A 14,668-nucleotide genomic window follows, 5' to 3' on the forward strand; every position below is an offset into this window, starting at 1 on the left:
CCTCAGCCCGGCAGTTGGTCCAGCGCCGCCTGTAACCGACTGATCGAGGAGCTCACCCCATACGACCCGGCCAGTTTCGCGACTCTGGCCGGGTCGCCGGCACTCAGGGGCAGCACATCCGACGGTGTCGAGAAGGTGACCGGCGCATCGGTGGCCACCCGCACCACCGGCTCAGCTGCCGCGAGATAGTCGGCGGCGCCCAGCAACTTGGTCCGCTGGGCCTTGGGCATCGTGGACTTGGGGTCTGCGGCCGCGGCCTGGATCCCTGCGAGCGAGCCGTGCTGCGCCAGCAATGTGGCGGCCGTCTTCTCGCCGATACCGGCGACCCCGGGCAGCCCGTCGGACGGGTCGCCGCGCAGCAGCGCCAACTCGGCATACGCCGCGCCCGCCCGGTCGAGCGGCACCGCGTACTGCTCGGCGACCTCGGCAGGCCCGAATTTCGTGGCCTTGGCCAGGCCCCGCCCGAGATAGAGCACCCGGACTTCCACCGGCTCGTCGCGTACCAGTTGCAGCAGGTCGCGATCGCCGCTGACCACCACCACCGGGTCTCGCTGCTCGCGGGTGGCCAGCGTGCCGAGCACGTCGTCGGCCTCGAATCCGGGTGCGCCCGCGGTCGCGATGCCGAAGGCGTCGAGCAACTCCAAGATCATGTCGACCTGCGGGGTGAGGTCGTCGGGAACTTCCTCGATGTCCGGGACGCCGTCGGGTTCGGGTTGGGCGACGCGGTGCGCCTTGTACGACGGGATGAGATCGACGCGCCACTGCGGCCGCCAGTCGTCGTCGCGGCATACCACCAGCCGGGTCGGCCGCTCCCGGGCGACGAGGGTGGCCACCGCGTCGAGGAATCCGCGCACCGCGTTGACCGGCCTGCCGTCGGGCGCCTTGATCGACGACGGGACGCCGAAGAACGATCGGAACCACATGCTGGCGCCGTCGAGCAGCAGTATCGGAGGATTCATCGGTGCCCATCCATCTGTCGGAATTGGTAGGAGGCCGCGGTGACGGCCTTGCCGTCCGCGCCCTCATCGTGCAGCGTGGCTCTGACCACGACGGTCCCGTCGGCTCCCGCGAACGCCTCGGTATCCACCCGGAAGGGGCCCGTCTTGCCCCGTGCCAGAAACATCACGTGCGACGAGACGCCTTGCAGCGCCGCAGCATCGGCGACGGTTTCGGCGTTCTCGGCTGCGGCGGTCTCCAGGATCACGAACTGCGGTCCGATGTGCAGGGCGGCATCCGGCGAGGCTACTTCGACGGTCAACTCCGGCAGTGACCAGTGTCCGTCGGGACGGCGCAGGCCGCCGAACACCTGCCACAGCGGCGGCAGATCGGGCCCGTCGACGATCTCGATGGTCTCGACCGGCATCTTCGCCAGACCGGCAGGGGGAGTGCCGATCGCGATGCCCTGCCCCTCGGTTACCGCGAGTACGCGGTCGGGCCGGTCGGCGTCCACGATGACCGAGCGGCTGTAACCCATCTGCCTGCCGCGCTTGAGGACGTCGGTGTCGATCCGGATGCGGTCCACGTCGCGGCCGGGATCGAGGAGCTGACACGAGTGGATGACCGGATTGGGCACCGCTTCCAGATCCGACATGCCGCCACCTTCGGGCGAGGAGATGCCGAGCACCGCGAGTAGAAGCCCACCAGTCGAATTGCGCATGTCGCGGCGCAGTGTGACCGTGTCGTCGGCCGTGCCCAGATCCATCGACGAGTAGGTGCGGCCGAGGTACCGGTAGCTCAGCAGGCCGCCCCAGCGGCGCCGCAATTCGGCGGCATACGCTTCGGGTTCGTCGGTGAGATCCCGGATGTCGCGCAGCATGGCAGTGACAGTATCGTGCCGCACCGCCCCCGGCACCGACGCCGAGACACTGCAGCGATTAGCCTTCGAACCATGACCGTCAGTCGATTCAGCACCGATGTCTACGCCCACCGGATTGCCGCGGCAGCGGCCGCGGCCGCGGATGCCGGGCTTGCCGGACTGGTCATCACGCCCGGCTACGACCTGCGTTATCTGGTCGGATCCCGCGCGCAGACCTTCGAACGGCTGACAGCGCTGGTTCTGCCCGCGAAAGGCGACCCCGTCATGGTGGTGCCGCGCCTGGAGCTGGCCGCGCTCAAAGAGTCGGCGGTGACCGAACTCGGTGTGACGGTGACCGATTGGGTGGACGGCGAGGATCCCTACCGGCTGGTCGCGGATGCGCTGGATGGGCGGCTCGCCGCCGGGCTGGATGGGCGGCTCGCCGCCGTCACCGACTCCATGCCCGCCCTCCACCTGCTACCCCTGACCAAGCTGCTTGGCACGGTGCCGGTGCTCGCGACCGATGTGCTGCGGCGGCTGCGGATGATCAAGGACGCCGCCGAGATCGATGCACTTCGCAAGGCCGGCGCGGCGATCGACCGCGTGCATGCGCGGGTGCCGGAGTTCCTCGCGCCCGGCCGCACCGAGGCCGACGTCGCGGCTGACATTGCCGAAGCGATTGTCGCCGAGGGGCATTCGGAGGTCGCGTTCATCATCGTCGGCTCCGGCCCGCACGGTGCCGATCCGCACCATGAGTGCTCCGACCGGGAATTGCAGGCCGGCGACATCGTTGTCGTCGACATCGGCGGGCCCTACCAGCCCGGCTACAACTCCGATTCCACCCGCACCTACAGCCTGGGAGAGCCCGATCCCGAGGTGGCGCGTCGTTACGCCGTCCTGCAGCGTGCCCAGCGGGCCGCCGTCGCGGCGGTGCGGCCCGGGATCACCGCCGAACAGGTCGATGCCGCCGCCCGCGACGTCATCGCGGCCGAGGGGCTGGCGGAGGCCTTCGTACATCGCACCGGCCACGGAATCGGGCTGTCAGTGCACGAGGAGCCCTACATCGTGGCGGGCAACGAGCTACCGCTTGAGGCAGGCATGGCGTTCAGTGTGGAGCCCGGGGTGTACTTCCCGGGGCAGTGGGGTGCCCGCATCGAGGACATCGTGATCGTGACCGAGGACGGTGCCGAGTCGGTCAACAACCAGCCGCACGAGCTGGTCGTGGTGCCGGTCGATTAGACCTCGCCGCGGTCCAGCAGTTCCGAGGAGCCCAGCACGCGTTCGATGCGGACCTCGATCACCACGCGCCGCGGATTGATCCGCGGGGTGCGGTACCGCTGGGCGTAGCGCAGTTCCGCGTCGCGGACGGCGTCGGCCTCGGTGCTCACCGTGGATTTGCCCTCCAACGACAACCAGCGTGCGCCGTCGACCTGGCTCAGCACCGCGACGCCCCGCTCGTGGGCATTGACCGCCTTCTGCGACCCGCCGGTGGTGATGACCCGCGCGATGTGCGTCTTGGGATCGAACGTGAAACCGACCGCCACGACATGCGGTGAATTGTCCGACCGCAGGGTGGTCAGCATCGCCAGGTGGCGTTCGGTGAGAAACGCCAACGCGTCATTGGTGAGCCTGGTGGTCGCCTTGCCACGAGATGTAGCCATCGGGGTCCACGCTAGCGCAGGACATAATCGCTGCCATGGATGACACGGCTGACACGACCCGCCGCCTCGTGGTTATTTTCGGCGGGCGCAGCGAGATCGGGACCGAACTGGCGGTCCGACTGGCCCCGGGCGCCACCGTGGTGCTCGCCGCCCGCGGCGCCGAGGGGCTCGCCGAGCAGGTCACAGCCGTGGAGGCGGCGGGCGCGCAGGCCGTTCACACCCGCGAATTCGACGCCGACGATCTCCCGGGGCACGCCGGCGTGGTCGCGTCGATCGAATCCGAACACGGCCCGATCGATACGGCGGTGCTGGCGTTCGGTGTGCTCGGCGATCAGGTGCGCGCCGAGTCCGACGTTGCCCACGCCGTCGCCGTCGTGCACACCGACTATGTCGCCCAGGTAAGCCTGCTGACGGTGCTGGCGCAGCGCATGCGGGCCTCGGGCCGTGGCCGGCTGGTGGTGTTCTCCTCGATCGCCGGGGCCAGGGCCCGCCGCGCCAACTATGTGTACGGGTCGGCCAAGGCGGGCCTGGACAGCTTCGCCAGCGGCCTGGCCGACGCACTGCACGGCTCGGGCGTGCAACTGCTGATCGTGCGTCCGGGTTTCGTCATCGGCCGGATGACCGAGGGCATGGATCCCGCGCCGTTTTCGAGCACACCACCGCAGGTGGCCGCCGCGGTCGCCGGCGCACTTGCCCGCGGCAAACGCGCGGTGTGGGTGCCGTGGGCGATCCGTCCGATGATCTTCGTGACGCGGTTCGTGCCGCAGTTCGTCTGGCGCAGGATCAGGCGCTGATCAGATCCATCGTGCCGAGTTCCCGGATCGCCACCGCACCGCGCTCTGCCATCACCACCATCATGTCGTCACCTCGTTCGGTGGAGGTGGCGAACGCGCAGCCGAGCACTGTGATCAACGGAGCCTGCAGCATGCCCAATCGGTAGTCCCGCCAGCAGGTTTCGCGGTCATAGCCGCTGACACCGTGGCACACCAATGCGCGGTGGTACTCCGCGACGAGGTCCTCTTCGACCGCCGCTCTGGTCTCCGGACGGAGGCTGGTCGCGGTGAAATAGGACAGGTCACGCGCGGGAAGCCCGGAGCCCAGGGTCTGCCAGTCCACCACGGTGATGCGGGTCCGGTCGGGATCGAACAGCATGTTGTCCAGTCGGTAGTCACCGTGCAGCACCGCGAACCGGTCCGGTTCGGTCAGCAGCCACGGCGTCACCACCGACATTGCGGTGCGCAGCGTTTCACGATTCTCGGCCGACATGCGGTCGCCGAGTTTATCGAGCGTGATGTCGGTGGCCATCCGCGCGATATCGCCGAATCCCTTCGCCGAGTCCGGCTCCGGTTTGGGCATCGCGATGCCGGGAAAATCGGCCCACTGCGGGTCCCGCCACGTCGGGCCGTGCAGCGCGGCCAGTGCGCGCACCGCCAGCATGGCTTCCTCAGCTGTGCAGCCGGCGATCTGATCGCCCTGTACCGCAGGGGCCATGTCCGCCAGCAGCAGCACGAAATCAGCGCCGTCACCGTCGATTTCGCAGTGATGGCAAACTGGCACCGGAATCTGCACGTGCGCAGCGACATTGGTGTAGAAGGCGTGCTCGGAGCGGTATCCGATGCTGACCCGGTCCCGCACGGTGTCATCCTGGGACGGCAATTTGATCGCGAACGTGGCGGGAAAGCCGGTGACGCCGTCGCCGTAGCCGACCGACACGCGGTAGGTGGCGCCCGTCTGCCCGGTGCCGATCGGTGTCGTCTCCACGGTGCGCACCTCGACGCCCAGCACCGTAGACAGCCACGCGGCGGTCACCTCGGCAGGCTTGCCCGGTATTGATACTGCCGCGGTCACGGTGCCGTGCCGATGTCGTTCGTCGTGCCGTAGATCGCGCCCATCCACATGGCCTCCGCACCTTCTGAGAGTTGTTGGCGGGTCAGTCGCCCACCGATGATGTACCGCTCCAGCAGGCGGTCGTTGAACTCCATCAGCAGGCTCGCCAGCACACGCGCATCCACGCCCGCAGGCGCGCGGCCGCTCGCCCGCTCGGCGCTGATCACCGCGGCGACCATCGGTACGAAGGACTCTCGCGCGTCATCCCACATGTCGCGGACTGCGCCGCTCACGCCGCGGGCCTCCAACATGGCCTGGAACAGGTAGCGGTGGTCCTCGGCGGTACGCAGTATCGCGTCGATCGTCCGGTGGATGCGGGTACGCGGCCGCTCGGCGGTATTGGCCAGAAAGTTGTTGGCGGCGAACAGGGCGTCGTGCATCGGTTCGAGCAGTGCGGCGACAGCCGCGGCCTTGTTCTCGAAATAGAAATAGAAGGCCGATCGGCCGACACCTGCCTGCCGGGCGACCTCGGCGATGTTGAGCGAGTCGAATCCGGTGTCCATCAAGTGCTGGTTGAGGGCCTCCAGGATCGCGGAGCGCCGCTGATCACTGCGCTGCGGCTGACGACGATCGACCGGCGACCGTACCGGTGCAACTTGTTGCGCCACGCGCCTCCCATCGAACAGGTGTGACGCCGGACACTAATCGGGATTCTGACAGCAGTCAATAAACTTCGACGTTTGTCAGATTGCGGTCACAGCCGCTCGGGATAGTTGCGCGGGGTGAACACCCGATCCGCGGTGTGCGGCCCGACGGAGTCGGTGTACCACTGCGTCTGGGTGGATCCGATGATCAGCAGGCAGCGCATGTCCACCTCGGCCGGATCCAGATCACCCAACCGCACCACCCTGACGCTCTCGTCTGGGCCCGGTTCGGCACCCGACACGCTGCGGCCGATGATCACCGGGGTGTTCGGATCGCGATGTTCCAGGAGCAATTCGCGCATCGCGCCCACCTGCCAGGTTCGGGATCTCGAGGCCGGGTTGTAGATCGCGAGCACCAGATCGGCCTCGGCGGCCGCGGTGAGCCGGTCGGCGATCACATCCCACGGTTTGAGCCGGTCGGACAGTGAGATCACTGCGTAGTCGTGGCCGAGAGGAGCACCGGCCCGGCTGGCGACCGCCTGCGCCGCAGTCATCGCGGGCACCACCCGCACCTTGACGCCGGGCCACTGCTTGGCTTCCTCGAGCACCGCGGTGGCCATGGCGAACACCCCGGGATCCCCGGAGGAGACGACCGCGACCACGCGGCCCTGCTGGGCCAGCGTGCAGGCCAGCCGGGCCCGTTCGGGCTCGTCGGTGTTGTCGCTGGGGTGATGGTCCTGACCGGCCCGGGTGCCGACCCGGTCGAGGTACGGGCCGTAGCCGATGAGATCGGTCGCGGCGGCGAGTTCACGACGACTCTGCGGGGTCATCCAGTCGGAATCACCGGGCCCGAGTCCCACGACCACCACGCTGCCGCCCGCCTCGGCGCGTCGCATGCCATTGCCGGGCACCATCGCCAGCGAGAAATAGGGCACCTTCGTCGCGTCGACGTCCCCGGCAGGTGACACGCGTTGTCGCTGGGTGCTGGCCCGCTCCACGTAGTAGGCCTCGTCGAGTCGACCGGTCGACGAGAGTGCTTCGCGCACACGGTCATACGAGCGGCCCAACTTGATCACGACCGCGGCGTCGGTGTCGGCGAGGCGACGTTTGAGTTCGTCGGCAGGCAGGGTGCCGGGCAGGATGGTCAGCACCTCGTCGCCCTGCACCAGTGGCGTGCCCGTGGCGGCGGAGGCCGCGCTGACCGAGGTCACACCGGGAACGATGACGGCGTCGAACCGAGAAGTGAGCCGGGTGTGCATGTGCATATAGGAGCTGTAGAACAGTGGATCGCCCTCGGCCAGCAGCGCGACGCTGCGTCCGGCCTCGAGGTGCCCGGCGATGCGTTCGGCGGACTCGGCGTAGAAGTCCTCCATCGCCCCGGCATACCCGCCGGGATGGTCGACGGTCTCGGTGGTCACCGGGTAAACCAGGTGTTCCTCGAGTTGGCCTGGGCGCAGATACGGTTCGGCGATGCTTCTGGCGATGCTGTGACCGTGCCTGGCGCTGTGGTAGGCGACGACATCGGCCTCGCCGATCAACCGTGCGGCCTTGACCGTCACCAACTCCGGATCGCCAGGCCCGAGCCCGACGCCGTACAGGGTTCCCCTCATTCGCGCTCACTCGCAATCGCATTGACGGCCGCGGCGGCCATCGCGCTGCCGCCGCGCCTGCCGGTCACCACCAGATAGGACATCTCCCGCGGACGCTCGATCAACTCCTGCTTGGACTGTGCCGACCCGACGAAGCCCACCGGCCCGCCCAATACGGCTACAGGAGTCGGCGCACCCTCGTCGACCAGCTCCAGCAGCCGGAACAGCGCGGTCGGTGCGTTGCCGATCGCCACCACCGCGCCCTCGAGCCGGTCGGCCCACAACTCGACCGCGGCCGCGGAACGCGTGCAGCCCAGCCGGGCGGCCAACTCGGAAGCCCGCTCGTCGGCGACCAGTGAAACCACCTCGTTGTCCGCGGGCAACCGCGATCTGGTGATGCCTGCCGCCACCATCGACGAATCACAGAGAATCGGCGCACCCGCGACGAGCGCGGCGTGCGCCCTGCTGACGACGTCAGCACTGAACGCGACGTGGTCACCGACGTCGACCTGTCCGCAGGTATGGATCAGCCGCACCACCACATGCGCCACGTCGCCGGGGAAGCGTGCCAGGTCCGCCTCCGCACGAATCGTTGCAAAAGACTGCCGGTAGATCTCGGCGGCGTCGCGGATGTAGTCGAGCACCCGATCACCTTACGGGGGTGACGCGGAGCTGATATCCGTCGTCGGTCGCCACCAGCACCTCACCGACAGCCGGGCTGCCGCAGGCCCGTTCGCAGCCGACGAAATGCCGGTGCGTGGCCGACGGTCGGCCCGGGCCGTCGGCCACCGCGCGTGCCGCGTCGGCCCGGACGTCCGCGGTGGACTGGGCGCAGCCGGGGCTGCCGGTGCAGGCGCTGACGTCGAGCCATGGCGAGTTCTCGTCGAACACCAAACCCAGTGGCGCCAGCACCCGTAGCGCCGCATCGGCGACGCCCTCGTCGAGGTCGCACAGCAGCACCGAGCGCCACGGGGTGATCACCAGCGGCGCTTCGACCGCCGCGAGGTACTGCGCGACTTCGGCCCCCAGCACACCCAGCGGTAGCGCCGCGCCCAGCGCGACGCGGCCGTCCCGCTGATCGATCCAGCCGACCGGAGGCTTCACGGTCGGCGGCCACTGCCTGCCCGCGGGGGCGCTGACGGGCAGGTGAGCGATGAGCGGTGTCACATCATCGAGTTCGGTTACCCGCCAGGATTTTTCCCGGATGTCGAGGAATCGGGAGGCCACCGTCACCAGCGTTTCGACGGCGTCGGCGATCGGCAGCCGCACCCCGGTATCGCGGCCGGCCAGCAGCACCGCCGCGGTGTCGGCGTCGAGCATATGGATACCGGCATCGGCACCGGATCCGGAGACGTCACCGCGGCCGTCGTCCAGGCTGAACCAGAACCGGCCGGGCAGGGCGGCCAGCGCCGGGTCGGCCTGGATCGCCAGGTCGAGGTCGCCGATAAGGGCACCGACATCGGCGATGCCGTCGGCGCGGCCGGTGAGTGGTGAGGCCACGATGTTGCGGACCCGTTCGTGTGTCGGTGACGGCACCAGCCCGGCGGCGGTCACCGCTTCGCCCACCGCGACGGTATCGGTGAGGGCCCGCAACTGGATATTGCCGCGGGACGTCAACTCCATTGCCGAAGAGCCGAATTGGGCCACAACCTCGGCAAGCGCGGCGAGTTGTGCCGCGGTGATCCTGCCTCCGGCCAACCGGATCCGCACCAGCGCACCGTCAGCGGCCCGGTGCACAGTCAGCGCACCGGGACACGCGTCGTGGTCACGGGTCCTGGCCATATCTGCGTTCATTGTAGGAACGCGCTGGCTGTGGCACGAATCCGTGCGACGATTGTCCAGGCGATGCCCGGTATCGATAAGGCGGCAGGGCGCGTGGCCATAGTGCTCGTGCTCCTGGTGGTGGCTGCCATCGCGTTGCGCGGATACCTGCCCGGTGGCGCACCCGCGCCGGCCAGAGCACCCACCGATTCGCCGGCCAGCGTGATCGCGGTCATCGCGCTGCTCACCGTGGCGCTGGCCGGTTTCGCTTTCGCGGTGATCACCGCACCGCGAAAGGCCGCCGCCCCCGGCGGGGACGACAACGGAATCCTCGAGCGGCGCGGACTGCAGGTACACCTTCGCTGGCGATGGGTGGTGGGGGCACTGGCCGTACTGCTCTGCTGGCTGTTCGCCCTCGTGCTGATCGCCCGTCTGACCGCGCCACCGGATCCGGGGGTTCCGGCGTCCGGCGCACCGGCGTCGACGCCGGTTCCGCCCCCGCCGGGTTCGACCGAACCGCGGCCCCCGGAGCCCACGGGTTCATCACACAGCGCATTCGGGTATCTGGCCGCGGCGACAGTGGTCACGCTTCTGATCCTGGCGTTGGGCACCGTGGTTCACGCCAGAAGGACGCGCGCGGCGGCTCAGCCTGACGACGCTGTGCCCGCTGGGCGACCCGCTGCGCCGAGTCGCTCCGAAACGCTGGTGCACGCAACCGAACTCGGGCTGGCGGAGATCGGTGACTCCAGCCGTGAGCCGCGGGCGGCGATCATCGCGTGCTATGCCGCGATGGAGCTTGGCCTGGCGCAGGCTCCCGGTGCGGTGCCGCAGGATTCCGACACGCCATCGGAAGTGCTCGCTCGTGCCGTGCGTCACCACGCGTTGTCTCCAGGCAGCGCAACCGAACTGGTCGAGCTGTTCACCGAGGCGCGCTTCAGCCCGCATGTGATGAGCGAGCAGCACCGCGACACCGCGGTGGCGGCGTTGCACCGGGTCCTCGCCGACCTGCGGGGGGTGTCGTGAAACGCACCGTGGCGGCGGTTTTCCTGTTGATGGTGCTGGTCGAGGCCTACGCCGTCACCCTTGCCGACCGCCGCGTGGTGGCGTGGGCAGCCGGCGCGATGGTGGCGGTACTGCTGGCCGCGGTGCGCTGGTCACTGCATCACGAAGGCCGTCCGGACACCGCGCTGACCGAACAGGACGACGCGGCAGAACTGCTGGCACAGTGGATGTCTCAGACTGAGACCCTGGTCGGTCGGGCCGATTCCACCCGTGCTCAGTGGGACAGGCACCTGCGTCCGAGGCTGGCCAGGGAGTTCGCCGCGGCAACCGGACACCGCCAGACCGGCGATTCCGTGGCGTTCAAGGCCACCGGTCGCATGCTCTTCGGGCCGGATCTGTGGCAATGGGTGGACCCTGACAACGTCACCTATGCGGGGGTCGAGACCGCGGGCGGGGACACCCCGGGACCGGGCCGGGAGGTTCTCGGCGAGATCCTGCAACGATTGGAGCGGTTATGACGCCAGGGCTGCCCGTGTCCGATCCGTCGCAGACGGCCGGTACCGCACACGCCGTGCTCGATGAGATCGAGCAGGTGGTGGTCGGGAAGCGCGCGGCGCTTACGCTGATTCTCACCACTCTGCTGGCGCGGGGACACGTGTTGATCGAAGACCTTCCGGGCCTTGGCAAGACGTTGATCGCACGGTCCTTCGCCGCCGCACTCGGTTTGAAGTTCACCAGGGTGCAGTTCACCCCGGACCTGCTGCCCGCGGACCTGCTCGGTTCCACCGTGTACGACATGCAGTCGGGCCGTTTCGAATTCCGGCCGGGGCCGATCTTCACCAACCTGCTCCTGGCCGACGAGATCAACCGCACCCCGCCCAAGACCCAGGCCGCGCTGCTGGAGGCGATGGCGGAGGGGCAGGTGAGCATCGACGGCCAAACTCACCGTCTGCCTGTGCCGTTCGTCGTGTTGGCCACCGACAACCCCATCGAGTACGAGGGCACCTATCCGTTGCCGGAGGCGCAGCTGGATCGGTTCGCGGTACGGCTTGAGCTCAAATATCTTTCCGAGCAGGACGAGACAGCCATGTTGCGGCGGCGGCTGGATCGGGGATCGGTCGAGGGCGTCGTGAACCGGGTGATCGACGGACCGCAGTTCGTCGCGATGCGCGAGGCGGTCGAGCGGGTGACCGTGCATGACGATGTGCTGCACTATGTGGTGGCCCTGGCCGCGGCGACGCGCCATCACCCGCAGGTTGCCGTCGGGGCGAGCCCGCGCGCCGAACTGGACCTGGTGCAACTCGCCCGGGCACAGGCGATGCTGCTCGGCCGGGACTTCGTCATCCCGGAGGACATCAAATCGCTTGCGGTGACCGCGATGGCGCACCGCATCACGCTGCGGCCCGAGATGTGGGTCCGCAGCATCCATGGCTCGGACGTGATGGCAGAATTGCTGCGCCGGCTGCCCGTACCGCGGACCAACCATGGTTGATGCCCAACCGCACTGGCGGGCGTCGCCGCTGACCGGGGCGCTGGCCACCGCGGCGGCCGTCGCGCTGGCGGTCGCGGTGATCGGGACCCGTTGGCAGTTACTGGTTTTCGTGGCACCGGTCTTCGGGGTGCTGTGCTCGCTGTACTGGCAGCGCGCCCCGGCGAAAATCCAGGTCCACGGCGAACCCGCCACCACCCGCTGCTTCGAGGGCGAGACCGCGCACGTGTCCGTGTGGGTCACGGTGCCGACATCCGGTGGCGGCGGGACTGATTGCGCGCTGACGGTCACCGCGGCCGAGGGCATGCAGTTGACGATGCATGAGCGCGCCTCGCGGCACCGGCTGACGGTCACCGGCACCGCCGCGCGCTGGGGCCGCTATCCACTGCGGGCCCGGGTCGAGGTGACGGCTCCTGGCGGGCTGATGATTGCCGACGCCACCGCCGAGGTGGCCGAGTTGTACGTCTTCCCGCTGGCCGCTCCGCAGGTGACGGCGATCCCGCGCACCGAGCTGCCGGACCGGCTCGGGGCACATCTGACCCGGCACACCGGGCCGGGTGTCGAGTACGCCGACGTCCGCCCTTACGTGCCCGGCGATCATCTGCGGACCGTCAACTGGCCGGTCAGCGCCCGGCGCGGGCGTCTGCACGTCACGGAACGGTTGACCGACCGCGGCGCGGATGTGGTGGTACTGATCGACACCCACGACCAGGCTCCCGGGCCTGCCACCGCCGCCACCGAGTACACCGCCCGTGGAGCGGCCCAGGTGGTGCAGAGTGCCCTGCGCAACGGCGATCGCGCGGGGATCGTCGCCCTCGGGGGTCGGCGGCCGCGCTGGCTCGGTGTGGACATCGGGCGGCGGCAGTTCTACCGGGTGCTCGACGCCGTGCTGGGAGTCGGCGGAGGTTTCGAGGCCACCACGGGAACACTGGCGCCGCGCGCGGCGGTGCCCCCGGGCGCCATCGTGGTGGCATTCTCGACGCTGCTCAACACCGAGTTCGCCCTTGCCCTGATCGAACTGTGCAAGCGTGGCCACACCGTGGTCGCAGTCGACGTCCTGCAAGACGCGCCGTTCGAGGGGGAGCTGGATCCGCTGATCCGGAGGATGTGGGAACTGCAGCGTTCGGCCATGTACCGCGACATGAGCACCATCGGCATCGACGTGGTGCACTGGCGAGAAGGGCTGGGGTTGCAGGACGCGATGCGGTCGGCCCCCGGCCGCCACCGTCACCTACACCGGCGGTTGTGAACCATGCCACGGCAGCCGGCACCGAGGACCTTCTCGACCATGTTCGGGCTGCTGATGGCCGCCGCGACCGCGGCACCGGCGGACGGACCTGCTCTGGCGGCCGCCGCGACAGCGGGGGTGTGCGTGCTGGCCGGCCTGGCTGCCCGGCCTTTTGCCACGGCCGCGGTGCTGGCCGCGGTCGCAGCATTGGCGCTGGCCGAACCGGCCCCGTTGTTCTCCGCACTGTCAGGGTTGTCCGCAACCGCCTACCTGGTGATCCGGCATGCGGTCGGCACACCCGACGTCGTCACGACTACCCGGCCCACGATCCTGTGTGCGGTCGGCTTCACCGCGGTCGGGTTGGCTGCGGTCGCCGTGCCTGCCACGCTGCCGTGGCTGCCGTTGCTGGCCCCCGTGGCAGCGGCGGCTGCCCTTGTGCTCGCCGTGCGACCGTACGTCGACGTCCGGCGTTGGGAAGTCGGCAGTTCCCGGCAATTGTGACGTGCGTCACTGAATGGTAAAGCTGTTTCGTCCCTTACAGATTGATCACTTCTGCCGCGATCGGACGTACGGTCTCGGTTATACCCGGGACCACCGGTACCGGTATTCGAACGGATCTGAGGGAGGACCACCATGATTGCATTCGGGGCGTTTGCCGCCTTCGTATTGGTGCTCGTTGCGGCGGCCGGCCGGCCGTACCGCCAGTCATGGCATGACCGCTTCGGCGAGACCCAGCCCTGATCTCGGCTGACGCTAGGTTTGACGCCATGGCCCCCACTTTCGCCGATGTCGCCAAAGCCAGATATGTGCTGCTGACCACATTCACCAAGGACGGCAGGCCCAAGCCGACCGCGATCTGGGCGGCGCCCGACGGCGAGCGGTTGTTGGTGATCACCGTGGGCGACGCGTGGAAGGTCAAGCGCATCCGTAACACCCCGCGCGTCACCATCGCGGCGTGTGATGTGCGGGGTAACCCGAAGAGCGAGCCGGTGGAGGCGACCGCGGCCATCCTCGATAAGTCCCACAATGGCGCGATCTACGACGCGATCGGCAAGCGCTACGGGCTGGTGGGTAAGGCGTTCAACTTCTTCAGCAAGCTGCGCGGTGGCATGCAGAACAACGTGGGCCTGGAACTGCGGGCCGCCCGCCAGCGTTGAACAGACATGGCTATCCGGCTGTTCCTCGTCTACGCCGTCATCGAGCTGGCAGTGATCGTGGCGCTCGCGTCCACGATCGGCTTCGGCTGGACGGTCCTGCTGTTACTGGCAACGTTCGTGGTGGGCGTTGCGCTGGCAGGCTCGCAGCTCAAGCGGCATCTGCACCGGTTGCAGACTGGGCTCACCGGGGCCACCGCCCGCGGGGCGGTCACCGACAGCGTGCTCGTGGCGTTGGGCGCGGTACTGGTCGTGATCCCCGGCATCGCCAGCTCGGTGCTCGGGGCACTGCTACTGCTGCCACCGACCCGGGCAGCGGCACGGCCGGTCTTCACCGCGATGGCAGCCAGGCGGGCCCCGCTCCTCACCTCGGCCGCACCCGGTTTCGGCTGGCCGACGGGGACCCCTGCCGATCGCGCACCGCGCGGCGACTACATTGACGGCGAAGTCATCGACGTCACCGACTTTGACGACGTCGATCCGCATCGCCTGCCACCCCAGGCCTAGCCGGCACACCT

Annotated in this window: 17 protein-coding genes; 9 read left to right on the forward strand and 8 right to left on the reverse strand. The window is 68.9% G+C overall.

What is annotated here, in order from left to right:
* Window positions 1–2: 2 nt before the first annotated feature.
* Entirely contained in the window at window positions 3–959 is a 957-nt protein-coding gene (locus M1247_RS32300) for a 5'-3' exonuclease (RefSeq protein ID WP_317160521.1), read from the reverse strand.
* Window positions 956–1,816: a hypothetical protein gene (locus M1247_RS32305; RefSeq protein ID WP_317160522.1), complete on the reverse strand. Its 861-nt coding sequence runs from the start codon at window positions 1,814–1,816 to the stop codon at window positions 956–958. The genes M1247_RS32300 and M1247_RS32305 overlap by 4 nt, the downstream gene beginning before the upstream one ends.
* Window positions 1,817–1,888: 72 nt before the next feature.
* On the opposite strand from M1247_RS32305, the gene M1247_RS32310 reads away from it, so the two are divergent.
* On the forward strand, window positions 1,889–3,034 hold the full coding sequence (locus M1247_RS32310; RefSeq protein ID WP_317160523.1) for a M24 family metallopeptidase: 1,146 nt from the start codon (window positions 1,889–1,891) through the stop codon (window positions 3,032–3,034).
* On the opposite strand, the gene M1247_RS32315 is transcribed toward M1247_RS32310, so the two are convergent.
* On the reverse strand, window positions 3,031–3,456 hold the full coding sequence (locus M1247_RS32315) for a F420-dependent biliverdin reductase (protein ID WP_317160524.1): 426 nt from the start codon (window positions 3,454–3,456) through the stop codon (window positions 3,031–3,033). The genes M1247_RS32310 and M1247_RS32315 overlap by 4 nt on opposite strands.
* Window positions 3,457–3,491: 35 nt before the next feature.
* Here M1247_RS32315 and M1247_RS32320 point away from each other — a divergent pair, with 35 nt between their 5' ends.
* Window positions 3,492–4,250, forward strand: coding sequence for an SDR family NAD(P)-dependent oxidoreductase (locus M1247_RS32320; RefSeq protein ID WP_317160525.1), 759 nt, complete (start codon window positions 3,492–3,494; stop codon window positions 4,248–4,250).
* Here the strand turns inward: M1247_RS32320 and M1247_RS32325 are convergent.
* From M1247_RS32325 to cobG, 5 genes are all read right to left on the reverse strand, one after another.
* Window positions 4,240–5,304: a phosphotransferase family protein gene (locus M1247_RS32325; RefSeq protein ID WP_317160652.1), complete on the reverse strand. Its 1,065-nt coding sequence runs from the start codon at window positions 5,302–5,304 to the stop codon at window positions 4,240–4,242. The genes M1247_RS32320 and M1247_RS32325 overlap by 11 nt on opposite strands.
* Complete coding sequence (locus M1247_RS32330; RefSeq protein WP_317160526.1) at window positions 5,301–5,951, reverse strand: TetR/AcrR family transcriptional regulator; 651 nt, start codon at window positions 5,949–5,951, stop codon at window positions 5,301–5,303. The genes M1247_RS32325 and M1247_RS32330 overlap by 4 nt, the downstream gene beginning before the upstream one ends.
* Window positions 5,952–6,037: 86 nt before the next feature.
* Window positions 6,038–7,537 carry a precorrin-2 C(20)-methyltransferase gene (locus tag M1247_RS32335; RefSeq protein WP_317160527.1) on the reverse strand — a complete coding sequence of 500 codons (1,500 nt, stop codon included), beginning with the start codon at window positions 7,535–7,537 and terminating at the stop codon, window positions 6,038–6,040.
* Window positions 7,534–8,160, reverse strand: coding sequence for a precorrin-8X methylmutase (locus M1247_RS32340; RefSeq protein ID WP_317160528.1), 627 nt, complete (start codon window positions 8,158–8,160; stop codon window positions 7,534–7,536). The genes M1247_RS32335 and M1247_RS32340 overlap by 4 nt, the downstream gene beginning before the upstream one ends.
* A gap of 4 nt (window positions 8,161–8,164) precedes the next feature.
* Window positions 8,165–9,298, reverse strand: a complete 1,134-nt coding sequence (cobG, locus tag M1247_RS32345; RefSeq protein ID WP_317160529.1) for a precorrin-3B synthase — start codon at window positions 9,296–9,298, stop codon at window positions 8,165–8,167.
* Between the two features lie 63 nt (window positions 9,299–9,361).
* Between cobG and M1247_RS32350 the strand changes: the two genes are divergently transcribed.
* From M1247_RS32350 to M1247_RS32380, 7 genes are all read left to right on the forward strand, one after another.
* A complete protein-coding gene (locus tag M1247_RS32350) occupies window positions 9,362–10,300 on the forward strand; it encodes a DUF4129 domain-containing protein (RefSeq protein WP_317160530.1) in 939 nt (312 codons plus the stop codon).
* Window positions 10,297–10,797, forward strand: a complete 501-nt coding sequence (locus M1247_RS32355; protein ID WP_317160531.1) for a hypothetical protein — start codon at window positions 10,297–10,299, stop codon at window positions 10,795–10,797. The genes M1247_RS32350 and M1247_RS32355 overlap by 4 nt, the downstream gene beginning before the upstream one ends.
* Entirely contained in the window at window positions 10,794–11,771 is a 978-nt protein-coding gene (locus M1247_RS32360) for an AAA family ATPase (protein WP_317160532.1), read from the forward strand. Before M1247_RS32355 ends, M1247_RS32360 begins: the two co-directional genes overlap by 4 nt.
* Window positions 11,764–13,017, forward strand: a complete 1,254-nt coding sequence (locus M1247_RS32365; RefSeq protein ID WP_317160533.1) for a DUF58 domain-containing protein — start codon at window positions 11,764–11,766, stop codon at window positions 13,015–13,017. Before M1247_RS32360 ends, M1247_RS32365 begins: the two co-directional genes overlap by 8 nt.
* 3 nt (window positions 13,018–13,020) lie before the next feature.
* Window positions 13,021–13,497 (forward strand): hypothetical protein, encoded by a 477-nt coding sequence (locus M1247_RS32370; RefSeq protein WP_317160534.1) that lies wholly within the window; start codon window positions 13,021–13,023, stop codon window positions 13,495–13,497.
* A 266-nt stretch (window positions 13,498–13,763) separates the two neighbouring features.
* Entirely contained in the window at window positions 13,764–14,153 is a 390-nt protein-coding gene (locus M1247_RS32375) for a PPOX class F420-dependent oxidoreductase (protein WP_317160535.1), read from the forward strand.
* Window positions 14,154–14,159: 6 nt separating this feature from the next.
* Window positions 14,160–14,657: an FxsA family protein gene (locus M1247_RS32380; protein ID WP_317160536.1), complete on the forward strand. Its 498-nt coding sequence runs from the start codon at window positions 14,160–14,162 to the stop codon at window positions 14,655–14,657.
* The last annotated feature ends 11 nt before the right edge of the window (window positions 14,658–14,668 follow it).

The organism is Mycobacterium appelbergii, from assembly GCF_032883035.1.
Lineage (GTDB): Bacteria > Actinomycetota > Actinomycetes > Mycobacteriales > Mycobacteriaceae > Mycobacterium > Mycobacterium appelbergii.

Bases quoted from the DNA above. Each gene is read 5' to 3' on its own strand.
- M1247_RS32300 (WP_317160521.1), bottom strand. From the start codon at position 959: ATGAATCCTCCGATACTGCTGCTCGACGGCGCCAGCATGTGGTTCCGA.
- M1247_RS32305 (WP_317160522.1), bottom strand. From the start codon at position 1,816: ATGCTGCGCGACATCCGGGATCTCACCGACGAACCCGAAGCGTATGCC.
- M1247_RS32310 (WP_317160523.1), top strand. From the start codon at position 1,889: ATGACCGTCAGTCGATTCAGCACCGATGTCTACGCCCACCGGATTGCC.
- M1247_RS32315 (WP_317160524.1), bottom strand. From the start codon at position 3,456: ATGGCTACATCTCGTGGCAAGGCGACCACCAGGCTCACCAATGACGCG.
- M1247_RS32320 (WP_317160525.1), top strand. From the start codon at position 3,492: ATGGATGACACGGCTGACACGACCCGCCGCCTCGTGGTTATTTTCGGC.
- M1247_RS32335 (WP_317160527.1), bottom strand. From the start codon at position 7,537: ATGAGGGGAACCCTGTACGGCGTCGGGCTCGGGCCTGGCGATCCGGAG.
- cobG (WP_317160529.1), bottom strand. From the start codon at position 9,298: ATGGCCAGGACCCGTGACCACGACGCGTGTCCCGGTGCGCTGACTGTG.
- M1247_RS32350 (WP_317160530.1), top strand. From the start codon at position 9,362: ATGCCCGGTATCGATAAGGCGGCAGGGCGCGTGGCCATAGTGCTCGTG.
- M1247_RS32360 (WP_317160532.1), top strand. From the start codon at position 10,794: ATGACGCCAGGGCTGCCCGTGTCCGATCCGTCGCAGACGGCCGGTACC.
- M1247_RS32365 (WP_317160533.1), top strand. From the start codon at position 11,764: ATGGTTGATGCCCAACCGCACTGGCGGGCGTCGCCGCTGACCGGGGCG.
- M1247_RS32370 (WP_317160534.1), top strand. From the start codon at position 13,021: ATGCCACGGCAGCCGGCACCGAGGACCTTCTCGACCATGTTCGGGCTG.
- M1247_RS32375 (WP_317160535.1), top strand. From the start codon at position 13,764: ATGGCCCCCACTTTCGCCGATGTCGCCAAAGCCAGATATGTGCTGCTG.
- M1247_RS32380 (WP_317160536.1), top strand. From the start codon at position 14,160: ATGGCTATCCGGCTGTTCCTCGTCTACGCCGTCATCGAGCTGGCAGTG.